Below are 16,017 nucleotides of genomic sequence, written 5' to 3'. Positions count from 1 at the left end.
CTAATCAAAATCTATTTCGCATTTGCGTGTAACGTACGATTAACAAATTGAGCAAAGTTTTGGCGGGATACTGTATTGTTTGGCTTAAATGTTTGATCTGCATAGCCCGTTGTTATATTTAACGCATAGAGCGCTTGAATATCTTTAAAATAGATATGAGATGTAGGAACGTCAGAAAATGATTTACTAGAATAGCCTTGTAACTTAAAACCTTTAACAAGTGCGTGTGCCATAGCAGCACGCGTCATTGGTTGGTGCGCGTTGATTTTACCATCTTCTAAAGTAATAATCCCGTAACGAACGCCTGTAGCTAATACTGAATAACCATAATCGCCTGCTTTAATATCACTGGCGTTCAATGTTGCTGAACTTAAAGGTGAAATCCCTAGTGCACGTAACACCATTTCGGTAGCTTGCAAGCGTGTTAATGTGCCTTGGGGATTAAATTTGCCATTACTGCCTTTCACAACACCCAGTGCATGTAAGTTTTTAATATCATCATAAGCAGCACTTGATTTTGGTACATCTTGGAAGAAAGAGGCAGTGCCAATAGAGGCCTTATTGGAACCTTTTGTGCGTGTGAGCGTTTTAATTTCTGCAATAGTTGCAAATTTTTCGTCTGCATTTTTACGATCATCACGACCTTCAATGAAGGAAGTGCGTATCGTATACGTTCCAGCGGCTAAATTTCCAGGCATCAAGATTTGATATTTTTCCGAGTGGGTACTAATATCTTTCCGGTCTGCGTTCGATGTTGTCGCGTCTGCGGCTAGACCTGGTATGTAACGATCGTGCCCCTTTCCGACAATACGGTCGTTCGCATCAACAATTTCTACTTTTAACGTACCACGAGCAGGCACATTACCGTTGTTTTTTACTGTTACTGTAGAGTAAAAGACAAATTGACCAGATGGCGCTACATAACTTTGCACACCGTCAGAGTATAGAGAAAGATTATAGCGGCGTGGCACATATCCATCGTGATCTTCGGCAACCCAATGTAAAGCGTGCTTCATAAATACTTGAGCATCTGTGTCGCCCCGTGTGGTCGAGTAAGCAGCACCGTTTTCATTGTCTTGCCAGTCTGCTTTCACATTAATCGTCATATAATCGAAAATTTTGAAGCCGATTTGTACAACTCTTCCTTTGCCATATTCAATGGCATGAGCTGCACCAAATTCATTTTTCTTCATCGTTTGTGGCTTATCGGTATAGTTGTAATTCGAGAAATATAAAATCGGTGAAGCGGAGCCACCTTGCCAAGGTTTTATAATTTCAACCCACTCTTTATCCGATTTTGTCAGACTAAGCGTGCTTTTACCGAGCTCTTTTGTGGCGTTTTGGATAATTGGGTGAACTGAATTTGCATTGCTAATGGTCGCGTTTCCTAGCACAATATCGTCGATAAAGCGTGCATTGAAAACTTCTGATAAGTTATCCCATTCCATCACCCAAGAGTCGACATCATAGATTAATGGAGAAAGATCCATTTGACCAGCCTTCGGAAATTTTGCTGATTCATTACGTGCTGTTTGGAATGCAAAAATAGCACCGCCACCATTTCGAACGTATATTTTGATATTTTCGCGTTGTTGATGATTCATCATGACCGTATATGGAAAGACGATTGCATCATATTGACTTAAGTTTTCTAGGTTGTTTAAGTCCTTTTCGAAAATTTTCTCTACATGGAAGCCTTGTTGCTGATATAAAAGGTATGCTTTAAGTTCTTTGTTATACGTTGAGCTATAGTCGACCTTTGGAGATACTGTTTGTCCCTCATATGTACCACCAGGGTGTGTAGTGTTGGCATATTTTTCACTACTTTCAGAGAAAACAATGCCGATTTTTTGTGTTGTAGCTTGGGCCTTGATCGGAGATAGCATTGCAACAAGCAAACAAGCACAGACAGCGATGAAGGAAATAACATATTTCTTCAATAAATCCACATCCTTGCTTTTTATTTTTCTCAAAACTCGTATTACTAAATTTCATCATACACCTAAATATTAACTGATTCGCAGAGAATTAGGTAAAAATGAAATTTTTTAGCTTTTTTATGTAAATTCAATTCAATCCTTTCTATAAGTCTAACCGTATTTATGATATAATAACCTTTGTTTTTGTAGGGAAAACTAAAGAATATAATAGTGATGACAACTATTGATTCATGATAGAGGAGGGCAATAACATCTTTTTAGATGTATTACATGTATGAATAAACTGAAGCAAGTTTTCACAAAGGTCAATAAGATTGATACGTTTTCACCGTATTTCTTTTTACCTTTTATATTAGTGCTATATTTCTTTACGAGTCTATTTGATTTTCATCGATTTGAATTATTTAATGTTCGTGTATCCATTTTACCAGCAGTATTAGTTGCACTTGTTTGCTATTACCTTGGTGTATATATAATCGATAGATTACAGTGGACAATCCCAACATTTGGGCTATCGTTCTTAGGAAAATATGTGATTCACTTTGTTGTGTTATTAACGTTAATCGGATTAGCTTCTTATTTAATGATGATCTTTGGCGGTGGTTTAGGAATTTCCGATGAATCCAATCGTCGTAATCTTGATCCAAAACTAAACTTCTTTAGCCAGTTATTATGGTACGGAATTTTACTGTTATTATCTTACAAAATGATTTTAGAAAAGAATATGACGTGGAAGAAAGCAATAATATACGGCTCAATCTTTGCTGTTGTAATGTTCCTATTCCTATTAATGGGCTATCGTACGCCTTTAATTATTATGCTATTTACTGGAATTATTATTTTCCACTATGTTGTGAAACGTGTAAAATTAACTTGGTTCTTAACGGCATTATTTGTTATTGGTGTAGCATTCTCAATGTTCGGTTTCTTACGCGTGGTGACAGAAGATACTACGAAAGAATTTAATAATCGCGATCAACCAGATGTAGAACTGACAGAGACAGAAAAAGAAAAACTGTTAACAGTTGAGCAAAAAGTAAACTTAACGCCAAAATGGATGCGTTCATTAAATGGTGAAAGTGTAACAGGTCATATCGTTTTAAGTAAAATTATTGAGTACACACAAGAAGAGGGCTATTTAAACGGTCAAATTCATAAAGGTATCTTTAATACGATTCTTCCTGGTGAGCAAATTTCACCACGTATGAAGGTGACAGAGGTTGTTAACTCTTTAAGTGTGGAAGAAGGTAAATTTATTACACGACCTACAAGAACGACAACACCTACCTTTATTGGACAGCTATTCCTAGATGGTGGCTATGCGCTTGTGGCAATTGGTTTCTTATTGTACGGTGTGTTAATTTCATTAATCTATAATAAAGTGAAACAAGGTGGCATTCGCAGTTTCCACTCAGTAGCGTACGCATTTGTCATTACATTGTTTACCGTGTCTATGCACACTGGATTACTTGATTTAATCTTTATTTTAATGTTAGGCTTCGTCGTCATTGCATCGGCAATTATTAAAACCGAGCAAAGAAAACTTAAATATTAAAAATGAAGGGCTGTCCTATTTTAGGCAGCCCTTTTGTTTTTGTAATCGCGGGTAAACGTGTGTGATTCGCGGATAAACAGCTATATTTCGCGGGTAAGTCACAAAAAATCGCGGGTAAACATGTGCATTCCGCGGGTAAATCACACCCACACCGATGAAATCATAAAAAAAAGCGCCATCCAATTTTAGCTATTGGATTGGCGCTATTTCTTATTTCACTGTATCTATCAGCTTAATATAATCTTTACTAATGTAAGCAGAGCCTGTATGAAGCTTATCAGATAGTACTTCATGCCAGCCATTGATGTCCGTGTTAACGATGATAACTGGCATACCACTGCGCACATATGTGAAGAGTGGACTATTACTAGTTGAAGTCTCTAAACGAACATTTAAGCCCGCAGTAGTTGTTAAGCCAATTTTATATGGATTATTTGCATCTTTGAAGCCTAATGCTTTTTCAGCACGGTAGTAATGGCCAGCAATTTTTGCACCCCAAAATGGATCGGATGCATATTTTACGTTAAAGCCAAGTGCCTTAGAACCAACTACAGCACCATTTGCGTAGTTTCTACCTGGAGAACCACCTGGCGTTATATAGTTTGGTTGTAAAAACTTCTCAACAAGTTCGTTAATGTTAGCAGCGACGCTATCGAATTTTTTGTTAAGTGGGTTTGTGTCATAAACATATAAACCAAATAGGTTGTTTAAGTTTTGGGCATGGTCACTCATACCATAAGCACTTTCATGTTGCGCAAGTGCCAATATTAGCATGGCATTAATTTTTGAGTTTGCCTCAACTTCTTTTAACGTCTTTCCTAAACCAATTAACTTACTTTTTGTTGTAGCATCTTTATAAAGCGTAATACCTGTACTTTCAATCTCAGCAAGCTTATTCAAAATGTAAGCATCAATTTCTTCTGCTGTATATTGTGTTGTTGCGCGTGCAGGTAAAAATTGATAATAGTTATAAGCTTCACCTTTCGAAGAACCATTTCCATTGGTGAAATAAATGCCATTCCAGCTATAGTATTTTTCACCTTGTTTCATGAAGGCAGGTGCTTTTCCGTAAACATAGCTTGAAGAATATTTATTTGTTTTGTAATCGTATAGCGTATGTTTAATTTCACCATTTTCGACGGAGTAGTAAGAGCGTCCTTTACTTAGGGAAAAAGGAATTAACGTGACATCTGCTTGTTTTAAATAGCCAACCTGACCTGCTAATCTCACTTTTACTTGTGTGGCATCACTGCTGATATACTCCATCTCTGTATTACCTGCAACAGCGATTTGGTCTTTAATCGTTTCAGAATAAAGTGCAACATAATTATTCGTGACAACATAGCCGGAGGACATTTTCACAATTTTATCTTTTTGGACAATCACTTGTGTATTTTTTGTGATTGCTTTTTCAGCAGCTTCAAAACTTGAAAAGCCTTGATTGCCAACTAGTGTACCATTTGAAATTTCCTTAATCGCATACGTTGAGACGTCGGCAGCTCCATCACCAGCTAGTAACATCAAACGTTGAATGAACGTTGCAGCTTGTCCAATTGTTGCATTTTTTTCGGGCATAAAGTAGCCATCAGAACCAATGATGATGCCTAACTGTGCACCGATTGCTACAGCAGAACGGTAGTCTTTAATAATAGAAGCATTATCCTTAAATGTAATGGATGACGTACCTTTAGGAATTTTTAAATAATCAATAGCTCTCTCCAACATAATGGCCATATGTTGTCTTGAAATGGCAGCATCAGGCTTAAATGACCCGTCTATGTAGCCAGTTATAATGCCGGCTGTAGCAGCAAGCTGAATATCGGTTGCATACACATATGTATCAGGTACATCGGTAAATACCATACCGTTATTCCCTTCAAGCTTCATGACCTTTGCTAAATACGAAGCAAATTCTCCGCGTGTAACATTGTCATTAGGGCGGTAACTGCCATTAGCATCCGTTACTATAGCATTTTTTGAAATTAAATAACGAAGACCCTTTTCGTGTGCATGCCCTGAAAGTTCATCGGCAGATGCTAGTTGGGGTTGCCAAAAGAGCAAGCTAACTATTGTCATAATCAATGCAATGATTGATAGTTTTTTCATATTTTTTAACCTCCTAAACTTTAACATCATTTTACCAAAGTTAAAGAGTTGAGATAAGGTTAAATATGCGTATTATCATAAAATGCGTCAATATAAACAGTTTTTTTACCAATTATATGAAACTGGAAAATAGCTTAAATGTTCCATAGCTATTTTGGCATATTTTTGATAATCTTATAGAAGAAAAACATAGAAGGGAAGGTGAGGGCTCTACATTTCATGAGGAGCGCGAAAAATGAAAAGAATAGCAAAAATTTTACTGATTTTAGTTGTAATGATGTCGATTGTTGTTAGTCCGTTAAATGCCTATGCATTTCAAACAGTAAAGAAGGATTACCCACTTTCAAAAGGTGTGCAGTATAACCAATATACATACAGCAATACCTATACAAACTCTATTAATCACTTAACGATTAATGTTGGTGATGCAACGACAGAAGTACAATTAGGAATGCCCGCAGCAGTCAATGGAAAAGAATCGACAGTAGCAAATGCGAATCGTCATTCTCGTGAGGGAAATCGAGTAGTTGGTGCTATTAATGCAAGTTTTTATAATATGTCTGAAGGCTATCCATTATTTTTACTAGCTAAAAATAATGTTATTTTAAATGGTGGTGCAGTTTCAAACGGTTCCGACCAATATATGAACGTTCCAACGGCTTTTGGTATGAATTCGGATGGTCGTGGGGTCATTGATTATTTTGATTTTGACGTCACACTAGCCCATAATGGCACGAAATATGAAATGTCAGGCTTAAATCGTATTCGTAATATAAATGAAGCGATTATTTACACACCACAGTTTTATAGTAAAACAACAGATACAAATGAATTCGGATTTGAAATGGTAGTAGACACAGGTTCACCGATTACAGAAAATACATTTGGTCAAACGTTAACTGGTAAAGTCACACAAATTAAGCCTTACGGTTCGAAAGATAAATTAACGATTCCCTCTACTGGCTTCGTTGTATCTTTACAGGGTGGCGATTGGCACAAAAAGTTAAGCCATGTAGCGGTTGGCGATGAAATGAGTGTTAACTTTTCAATTGACCAACTTTGGCAAAATGCACAATTTATCTTAGCTAGCGGTCCTTATCTAGTAAAGGATGGCAAACCTTATATTATGATGAGCACAACAAGTTCACGTGCAAAAGAAGTTGCGCCACGTACAGTAGTGGCTACAAGTAATAATGGACAAACTGTACATTTCATTACAGTAGACGGACGTCAAAGCCATAGTAAGGGCATGAATATGGTGCAACTTGCTAATTATTTAGTGGCACTTGGGGTTGATAGAGCCCTTAATTTAGATGGCGGTGGTTCAACAACGATGGGAATTCGAAACTACGGCAGTAATAATGTTGTTTTAGCGAATTTACCTTCTAATTCAGGGAATACACAACGTCTCGTATCTGCCACACTACAAGCGGTAAGTACGGCGCCAAATGGCAAGGCGACACACATTAAATTTACGAATAGTACAAACTATGCAACATTGTTAGTAGGTGCTTCATCGAGTGTCGCAGTACAATATGTTTTAGATGATAACTTTACGACGCTACCACTAGATGGTCATGTAACGTTGGCTTCTCAAAACCAAACATTACAGATTAATGGTTTAAACTATACAGCAACGCAAGCTGGTGAGGAACGCATTTACATCGGCTATGATGGTGCCGCGGTACAATCATTCCAAGTCAAAGTAGTAGATGCTCCTACAACAATGGCTGTTACGCCAAGCTCTAAAACAGTTGGAGCAGGTGAATCTGTGAAATTTACTATCGACGCAAAAGATGATGCAGGTAAGCCGATTGTTTATAATCCATCTCAAGTGAAATGGTCCGTAGAAGGAAATATTGGTACCATTACAAGCGATGGTAAGTTTACCGCACAAAATGCTGGTACAACAGGTAAGGTCATTGCAACTCTAGGTACGAAGAGTCAAGTTGCTACGGTTACTGTAGCGAAGCCAGCGCTGTTTAAAGATATTCCAAATAATTACGTATACTTTAAAGAGATTGAATATTTAACGTCTCAAAATATTATTACGGGACAGGCTGATGGAACATTTAGACCGAATGACAAACTGACACGTGCACATGCAGCTGTCATTATTAGCCGTGCACTAGGTTTAAATACAAAAAATGTGAAAAATCCAAACTTCAAAGATATACCGGCAAATCACATTTACTTTAAAGAAATTGCAGCCGTTGTAGAAGCAGGCATTATGAGTGGCCGCGAAAACAATACTTTTGACCCGAATGCAACATTAACACGAGCACAAATGGCGAAAATTGTTGCAATTGCATATCAATTAAATGGAACAAGTGGTATTGCCTTTAAGGATGTTCCAAAAGATCATTGGGCGTATACATTTGTACAACAACTAGCCGCTAACAAAATTACGACAGGCTATGATGGTAACATTTTTAAACCAAATGAAGCGATTAGTCGAGCACATTTCGGTTTGTTCCTTTATAGAGCAATTCATAAGTAAAAGTTAGCAACAGATGACTAGCAGAAGCAACAATAAAGTAGTACTTTTTTGCTGTTTTATAGGATTTAGTATTGTCATAAGGTGCTAGAAAAGGGGGGGAATCTCGTTGAAATTCGGGGCTCCCCTTTTTTTTACTATTTTTAAAAAGAACGAATAAGTGCAATTGTGGTATAATCTCTGTATTAAAAAGTAAAAGGATGTTTTTTAATGAAAATAGGCATTGTGGGGAATTACGGCAATGATAATAATGGTGATGAATCAATATTATACGGCATTCTTCAACAAGTAAAACAAACATTTTCGGTAACGAGTGACGACATTACCGTTTTTAGTAATAACACACAACAAACATCCGCGCGTTATGGGGTACATAGCTATCCATTGTATTATAAAAAGGGCAACTTATATAAAACGTTTATCCATACGTATAAAAATAACAAACAATATGTAGCAAACTTTGACCTCCTCATTATTGGTGGTGGTGGTATTTTAATGGATTTTTATAAGCGTGAAGCCCATCTTTATGGAACATATGCAATGATGGCAAAACAAAATAATATTCCCTACATTATTTACGGATGTGGTGCAGGACCACTAGATACATTTTCAGGAAAAATTAGTATCCGTGTTATGTGTCGTTATGCAGCAAATATCTCTGTGCGTGATCCTCAGTCTAAAAAACTTTTACACAGTATTGGGGTCAAAAAACCGATAGAAGTCATTGGTGACCCTGCATTTACGTTAAAAGGGGATCGCAAAGATTACGCGGAAAAGCCAATAAAAATTGGTGTTTCAGCTGTTCCGTACTATAATGCAAACTATTGGCCAGAAGGAAATGTAGCAAAATACGATGCATATGTAACAGGTATGGCGAAAAATTTAGATCAAGTCATTTCTGAGCAAAACGTTCACATTACATTTTTTGCAACAAAGTTTCCGCAAGATGTAACCGTGACAAAAGATATTCAGAAAAAAATGCAACATCATGCTCATACAGAAATAATTGAGGAAAATCTTGTGCCTGAACGTTTACTTGAAGTGACAGGCGAGCAAGATATTATAATTGGTACGCGTTTACACTCGCTAATATTGGCGACCAATTCAGAGACTCCCATTATTGCTGTATCCTATCATACAAAGGTGCAGGATTTTATGTCCTTTGTCGGCGCATCAGATCGATGCTTACAGATGCAGGATATAGAAGATGATGAGAAAGCTCTTTCTAAATTAGTTGGCAAACTAAGTAGCAATTGGGAACAGTCAATTGCAGAGACGAAACAAATTGCTACACATATTCATAAAGAGGCCATGTATGGTCAGGAATTAATGAAAAAGGCAGTGACACGTCTATGAAAAAAATACTCGTCATTAGTAATATGTATCCTTCATCTGATCATTTATCATTCGGTATTTTTGTAAAAAACCAAGTGACAGCACTTGAAAAAGCTGGACTAGACGTTGAAATAGCAGTGAATACAAACCCAGCTACAGGCAAGAAAAACACGATTGTCAAATATGCTAAATGGGGATTTTCTACATTAATGAAGGGTTTGAAATATCGAAAATCAATCGATGTAACACATGCACACTATGTGTTTCCTTCAGGGATGTTATCGTTACTATTAAAGAAAATGTTTGGTATACCGTACATTGTTACTGCTCATGGTGGGGACATTGAACGTATGGCAAAGAAAAATGCGAGAATTCGCAATTGGACAGCGAGCATTTTACGTGAAAGTGACCATGTTATTGCAGTAGGTCCCGTGTTAGCAAAACAAATCGAGCAAGACTTTGATATAGCACCCGACAAAATCTCTGTTGTTAGCATGGGTGTCAATCGTCATGTATTTTCAAAGGGGAGCCAGGCTGAAGTACGTCAACAATTGCAATTAGCGAAAGAACCATTTATTTTTCTTTTTGTAGGCAATGTCATTAAGCAAAAAGGCGTTGAGGAACTTTTGCAGGCATTCCAAATGTTAAAAACAAAAGTGGAGCGACCTATCGAGCTAAAAATTATAGGATCTAGAAGAGATGAAAGTTTTTTCCAGTCCTTGCAACCATTCTTCAGTGAAGACGTCAAATTTATAGACCCACTAAAACAACAAGAACTTGTAAAGTGGTTCCAGGCAAGTGATGTCTTTGTGTTACCATCACATTTAGAAGGTTTTGGTCTTGTAGCATTAGAGGCACTAGCAACAGATACGCCTGTCATCGCTTCTAAAGTAGGTGGGCTTGTATCGCTACTTGGTGAAGGGGCAGGGCATTTAGTGGAGCCTGGGAACGCTATGGCTCTATCTGAGGAGATGCTGCGTGCAGTGAACACGCCGAAAGATCAATATATGAATCGTGAAGCGGTTAATGAAATATTAGCTATTCACGATGAAAAAAATATTACAGCTAGATGTATAGACATTTATAAGTCTGCCATTAAAGGTAGGGATGACTTATGAATAAATTTATTAAAATTGTAGGGGCAGTAGCGATTATTAATATCGTTGCCCGTGTTTTCGGCTTTTTACGTGAAATGATTATCGGCTTCCAATATGGAAGTTCCCATACTGCTGATAGTATTTTCACAGCTTACACCATTCCCAATTTTTTATATTTAGTAGTAGGTGGGGCATTTACGACAGCCGTTATCTCGATTTATAATCGGGAAACAACAGACCGAGCATTATTTGTAAAACAGTCCTTTACGATTGTACTATTGACTGTGTCTATTATGACGATTATTTTATTAGCATTTACCAATCCCATTATGGATATGTTTAACCAAGGCAAAAATAAGGAAGATTATAGTCAAAGTGAATTAGACTTATTGAAAAACTTGTACTTTTGGATGATGCCATCATCTATCTTACTTGTTTTATCTTCTTGGTATAGTGGTTTACTGAACGTTAATGAAAAATTCCACTTATCGAGCTTCGCCATTTTAATTTACAATGCGATTTTCTTAGTTATTGCCTTTGGGTTATCTCAAATTGAAAGTATCGAAGCACTTGGATACGGTATAAGTGCCTTAGCTAGTGCGGCGATTATGTTGTATTTCTTAATAATTGGTTATCGCAAATTAGATTCCCATAAAGTCGGGTTTTCATTTGAACATAATATCTCCTCCAAGCAGCTTTGGATTATGGTCTTACCAATTATGCTTGGAGGAGCGACAATTCAATTATATGCTTTGTTACAGCGTATTTTTGCTGGTATGCTTTCAGAGGGGGCTGTGGCAGCTGTGAACTATTCTTCCAAGCTGATGCAATTCCCGCAAGCGATTTTAATTACAGCTGTGACAACAGTAATTTATCCAATTTTGAGTCAAAAAGAAGCCAACAATGATCTTGTGTCAATCAAGAGCCTTTATTCTAAAGGGCTACACTATCTACTATTGCTACTTGTACCAGTAACAATATATTCTTACTTTTACGCTGAAAACTTGGTTCAGGTGATATTCCAGTATGGTAATTTTGATGCAAAATCAACAGCGATAACTGCACCTGTTTTAGCAATATTCGTGTTGTCCATGTATTTCTTAGCGGCGAATACGTATATTACGCGCTTTTACTACGCAAAGGGCGACTCCATGGCGCCAGTTATTTTTAGTTTAATCAATGTATTTGGTGTCAATATTGCTGTTATTATGTTGATGGTTGAAAATTACGGTGCTGAGGCAATTGCATGGGGCACATTAATAAGTTCCATTACAAACTTTATGATGCTAATTTTTTATGCAATACCTAAATATGACTTGAAGATGGGCATCTTTAGCAAAGAGTTACAATTTTTCAGAGCAATGCCACCAATAATAGTCATTGCTGTAGTTATGTATTACTCCAGCCACTATTTAGTATTTGAATATAAGTGGTTAACGTTTATTGTAGGTCTAGCTATCTTTATTGCTGTCTTTGTAGGTTCCTACTTAGTATTTGGCATCAAAGAAGTAAAAGAATTTACGGATAAACTGAAAAAGAAGTTATTAAAACAATAAGCATTATGGTTAAAATAAAATGCGCGAAAAGCATGTTGGAAGTAGTACTTCCAGCATGCTTTTTGTATTTCTTGCCAAGCATAAATCAATTTTGTTTAAGGTAATTCTTTTAGCTTATTACATTGCTTTTCAATAGATTAGAAAAGTACCAAACATCATATTTTGTTGAATATGCATAGTGTAATTTTTGGAATTATATTATAATTAACATTATTCAGATAGTGAAAAGTAAAATGTTGGGTTTTGTGATGGTTTACTATTTAAAATTAATTTTTAAACAGGGTAATAATTTTTAACAGAGTAAGGTGACAATGATGGCAAGAGGTAGGAAAATCAACTCAAACGGTGAAAAAAGTAAACAATTATTACTGGAAAAGGCTGTGGAGCTTTTCGCTGAAAGGGGATACCATGCTACGAAAATAAGCGATATAGTGAAAGCAGCAGATGTAACACAGCCCACATTTTATTTATATTTTAAAAGTAAAGAATCGCTTTATGAGGACTTAAACATACAATTTCAGCTTGGGTTTTATGAGATTATGGACAATCATTCCGAACAGGCTGAAAAAGGGCTGGAAGGCTTTATTCATATGCTAGAACATAAATTATATTTGATGTTTCTCTATATTATTGAAAATCCAAAGTTAACGAAAATTGGCTTTTTTGAATCGAAACAATCATCAAGCGTTAAATCGCAGCTTACACAGCGATTTATTGAGCTAGTTTATCGACATGATTGTGATAGATTGTTTAAATTAAAAAATATTGATATCAAAATAGTTGCGGATAGTTTTGTTGGCTCTTTTGAACGTTTAATATTAACGAATTTACTAGAACATAAAAGCAAGCCATGTGAACTTGCGCGAAATTTAGTTCATGTCTTTTTTATATTAAAAGAACCTCCATATGTGTGATAGAAAATTCAGTGAGTGAAAAATCCTTCTCAATACAGAGAGGGATTTTTTATTTTCGTTCCAGACGCGCTCGTGGTTGGGGCATATAAAAGGGCTGGTTATTTAAAAAAGCGTTTGATTCCCGCTTTGGAGCGACAAATCAAACGCTTTTATTCATGGCTTGTTGTTAGTTAGTTAGTTACTGCAATATGAAGATAAATACCTTTTTGCAGTTTGTCACCTGTAGGTTTCTGAATAGTTGGATGAACGAGCAACATATATTCTTGGCCTTTTCCTAAAGGATTTTTAGGTGTAACGAGTAAGGAATTGTCTTTTCCTACTTTTGTAGTAATTGGAATCTCGTCTCCGCCTAATGCAACAAGCTGTACACTGCCTTCAGGAATTGGTGAAGAGAAGGCTTGCGAAAACTTAACTACAAATGTTTTTGTAGATGGTACATTTTTTAGGCTTACTAGTTCCTGATACTCTTTGTATTGTGCTTTAATGGCATCGTAATGAGCTTGGAAGAGTGGTGCCGTCTTCGTTTGAATAGTTGGTTTCACGCCTACTTCGTTAATCGTTTGACCAGCAGGACCTGTAAATTTACCCACAGTAAGCTTTAAATAACTACCGTCATGTAATTCAAAGAAACCTTGCATTGCGCCTTTACCATAAGTAGTTTCACCATATAGAATCGCCGATTGTTGATCTTGTAACGAAGCTGCAAGCATTTCTGAAGCACTTGCACTATAGCGATTTACTAAAATACGTGTATCAGTTGGGAATTTCATGTTTTGTTGTGCTGCACGCACTTCATAAGAGGCATGGGCTTCCTGTAATAAATAGGCGATTTTTGCTTTTGGGAATAATCCAGTCAGCTGTTCTGCTGTTGCAACATAGCCTCCACCATTATTTTGTAAATCTAAAATAAAAGAAGTAGCACCACGTTGCTTAAGCTGAGTCAGTGCGTCTTTCACTAGTTGTGCGCCATCTTCAGAGAAAGAAGACATTGCTATGTAGCCAACATCACCAAACAATAAAGCAGATTCTACGTTTGGTAGTGTGAATTTTTTACGTGTAATAGTTTTAGTAGAAGTAGTCCCATTCTCGTGTAATAGCTTAACTTGCACATCGGTGCCTTCATTACCGATTAGCAGGGAAGAGGCTTCCTGAGTTGAGCTATCTACAATGGATTGACCATTAATGCCGATGATTATATCTCCTGCCACGACACCAGCTTCAGCTGCTCCACTTTCTTCAATTACTTGTAAAATATGAATGCCGTCATCATGCTCTTCAATGACAACACCAATACCGATTGTCGACATATTAATGCTATTCATAAATTCTTCAAATTCTTGCTTAGTAAAATATGTTGAGTAAGGGTCTAACATATTAATGATTTCCGAAATAGTTTTCGCATTTTGTAAGTTACCGTTTACTTTACCAACATAATTTTCTGTAATGATTTCCTTTATTTCCTCAACGAGTTGCTGTTCGTTATTTGCAGCAGAAGCGTTTGATAAAGGAAATACGATAACACTCAGTATAAAAATGAAGGACCATAATACTTTTTTCATAAGACACCTCTTTTCTAATGACTTATGTTTATTATACATGAATTACCAAATTACAGCGAATGAAAACAGACACGTCTATAAAAGGAAGACGTGTCTGTTTGTTTGAAGTTTAGTTTTTCTTAAAAAGCTTATGAATAATAAAACCGACAATTGTACCAATCATTGCAGGAACAAGCCAACCAAGGCTTTGCTCATACAGTGGCAAAATATTTAAAATATTCTCGTAAGAAGTAAACGTGATTTTCATCTGTTTTAAGCCATCGTAAAGACTGACAAAGAATGTCGGAATTAACGCCAACACATAAACAATTCGTCCACCTTTAAAGAAATGATCGACAAGTGATAACACCATCAGTACGATTGCAAGCGGATAGATAATCAATAATACTGGAAGTGAAGTATTAATAATTGTCGATAATCCAACATTTGTAATTGCTACACTAAATAACGTAAAGACGATTAAAAATGTTTTATATGAGATTTGTGGAAATAGCTTATTGAAAAACTGTGCATTGGCTGTTAATAAGCCAACAGCAGTAGAAATACAAGCTAATAAAATCGTAACCGATAAAATAATACTGCCAAAGTCGCCAAAAAGGTATTCTGCTGATTTTGCGATGATGACGCCACCATTATCAGATGTACCAATTGCTCCAATGCTTGTATTGCCGATATAGCCAAGTGAAATATAAACAAAGGCCAAGCCAATGGCAGCGACAATCCCTGCAAAAATGGTTGTTTTGACTTGCTTTCTAGTATCGTTCATTCCCATACCACGTAATGCCTGTAAAATAACAATACCAAATACGAGAGCACCAAGAACATCCATCGTTAAATAGCCTTGTACAAAACCTTCGTAAAATGGTGAATCCGTGTAATTTCCAACCGCTGTGCCTGATTCACCCATTGGGGTAATAAAGCTCTTAACAGCTAGTAGTAAAATAACAATTAAGAGCGCAGGGGTTAAAATTTTCCCTACACGATCGACAAGTTTCGATGGGTTGAATGCTAAATAAAGTATTAAAGCAAAAAATACTATAGATGTAATGAATAGTGGAGCCCAATGTTCTTGTGCTGCCTCTGAAAGAAATGGCACAATGCCGATTTCATATGACACAGAGCCTGTACGTGGAACAGCGAAGAACGGCCCAATTGCTAAATAGACAATTGAAGTGAATATGATACCGAAAATTGGATGAACACGACTGGCAAGTAGTTGTAAATCGCCGCCTGCTTTTGCAACTGCAACAATTGCCAGTAAAGGTAAGCCTACGCCTGTTATTAAAAAGCCAACCATGGCTGTTGTAATATGTTCACCAGCTTGTTGCCCGAGCAACGGTGGAAAGATAATATTACCTGCCCCTAAGAACAAGGCAAAAAGTAATAAGCCTACAGCTAAATTCTCTTTGATGAAAACTAAGATGTTTCTCATAAATAATAAAAACTCCTTTATAATTG

10 protein-coding genes are annotated in these 16,017 nt (G+C 36.6%); 6 read left to right on the top strand and 4 right to left on the bottom strand.

What is annotated here, in order from left to right:
- Window positions 1-11: 11 nt before the first annotated feature.
- Entirely contained in the window at window positions 12-1,940 is a 1,929-nt protein-coding gene (locus FC748_RS14220) for an S-layer homology domain-containing protein (RefSeq protein WP_108029399.1), read from the bottom strand.
- A 274-nt stretch (window positions 1,941-2,214) separates the two neighbouring features.
- Between FC748_RS14220 and FC748_RS14215 the strand changes: the two genes are divergently transcribed.
- Window positions 2,215-3,495 (top strand): membrane protein, encoded by a 1,281-nt coding sequence (locus FC748_RS14215; RefSeq protein ID WP_024362448.1) that lies wholly within the window; start codon window positions 2,215-2,217, stop codon window positions 3,493-3,495.
- Between the two features lie 210 nt (window positions 3,496-3,705).
- Here FC748_RS14215 and FC748_RS14210 read toward each other — a convergent pair whose 3' ends face one another.
- Window positions 3,706-5,601, bottom strand: a complete 1,896-nt coding sequence (locus tag FC748_RS14210; protein WP_024362449.1) for an S-layer homology domain-containing protein — start codon at window positions 5,599-5,601, stop codon at window positions 3,706-3,708.
- A 235-nt stretch (window positions 5,602-5,836) separates the two neighbouring features.
- Here FC748_RS14210 and FC748_RS14205 point away from each other — a divergent pair, with 235 nt between their 5' ends.
- The 5 genes from FC748_RS14205 (at window position 5,837) to FC748_RS14185 (ending at window position 13,000) form a co-directional block, all read left to right on the top strand.
- Window positions 5,837-8,101, top strand: a complete 2,265-nt coding sequence (locus FC748_RS14205) for an S-layer homology domain-containing protein (protein WP_108029400.1) — start codon at window positions 5,837-5,839, stop codon at window positions 8,099-8,101.
- 207 nt (window positions 8,102-8,308) lie between these two features.
- Window positions 8,309-9,454, top strand: a complete 1,146-nt coding sequence (locus FC748_RS14200) for a polysaccharide pyruvyl transferase family protein (RefSeq protein ID WP_024362451.1) — start codon at window positions 8,309-8,311, stop codon at window positions 9,452-9,454.
- On the top strand, window positions 9,451-10,551 hold the full coding sequence (locus FC748_RS14195; protein ID WP_024362452.1) for a glycosyltransferase: 1,101 nt from the start codon (window positions 9,451-9,453) through the stop codon (window positions 10,549-10,551). Before FC748_RS14200 ends, FC748_RS14195 begins: the two co-directional genes overlap by 4 nt.
- Window positions 10,548-12,086, top strand: a complete 1,539-nt coding sequence (gene murJ / locus FC748_RS14190) for a murein biosynthesis integral membrane protein MurJ (protein WP_108029401.1) — start codon at window positions 10,548-10,550, stop codon at window positions 12,084-12,086. The genes FC748_RS14195 and murJ overlap by 4 nt, the downstream gene beginning before the upstream one ends.
- 314 nt (window positions 12,087-12,400) lie before the next feature.
- On the top strand, window positions 12,401-13,000 hold the full coding sequence (locus tag FC748_RS14185) for a TetR/AcrR family transcriptional regulator (protein WP_108029402.1): 600 nt from the start codon (window positions 12,401-12,403) through the stop codon (window positions 12,998-13,000).
- Window positions 13,001-13,170: 170 nt separating this feature from the next.
- Here the strand turns inward: FC748_RS14185 and FC748_RS14180 are convergent, their stop codons facing one another.
- On the bottom strand, window positions 13,171-14,559 hold the full coding sequence (locus FC748_RS14180; RefSeq protein ID WP_108029403.1) for a S41 family peptidase: 1,389 nt from the start codon (window positions 14,557-14,559) through the stop codon (window positions 13,171-13,173).
- 109 nt (window positions 14,560-14,668) lie between these two features.
- Window positions 14,669-15,991 carry a branched-chain amino acid transport system II carrier protein gene (gene brnQ, locus FC748_RS14175; RefSeq protein WP_024362456.1) on the bottom strand — a complete coding sequence of 441 codons (1,323 nt, stop codon included), beginning with the start codon at window positions 15,989-15,991 and terminating at the stop codon, window positions 14,669-14,671.
- Between the last annotated feature and the right edge of the window lie 26 nt (window positions 15,992-16,017).

Source organism: Lysinibacillus sphaericus, from assembly GCF_005217585.1.
Lineage (GTDB): Bacteria > Bacillota > Bacilli > Bacillales_A > Planococcaceae > Lysinibacillus > Lysinibacillus sphaericus.
Note: the sequence above shows the minus strand (reverse complement) of the source record. Positions and strands in the feature narration are given on the sequence as shown.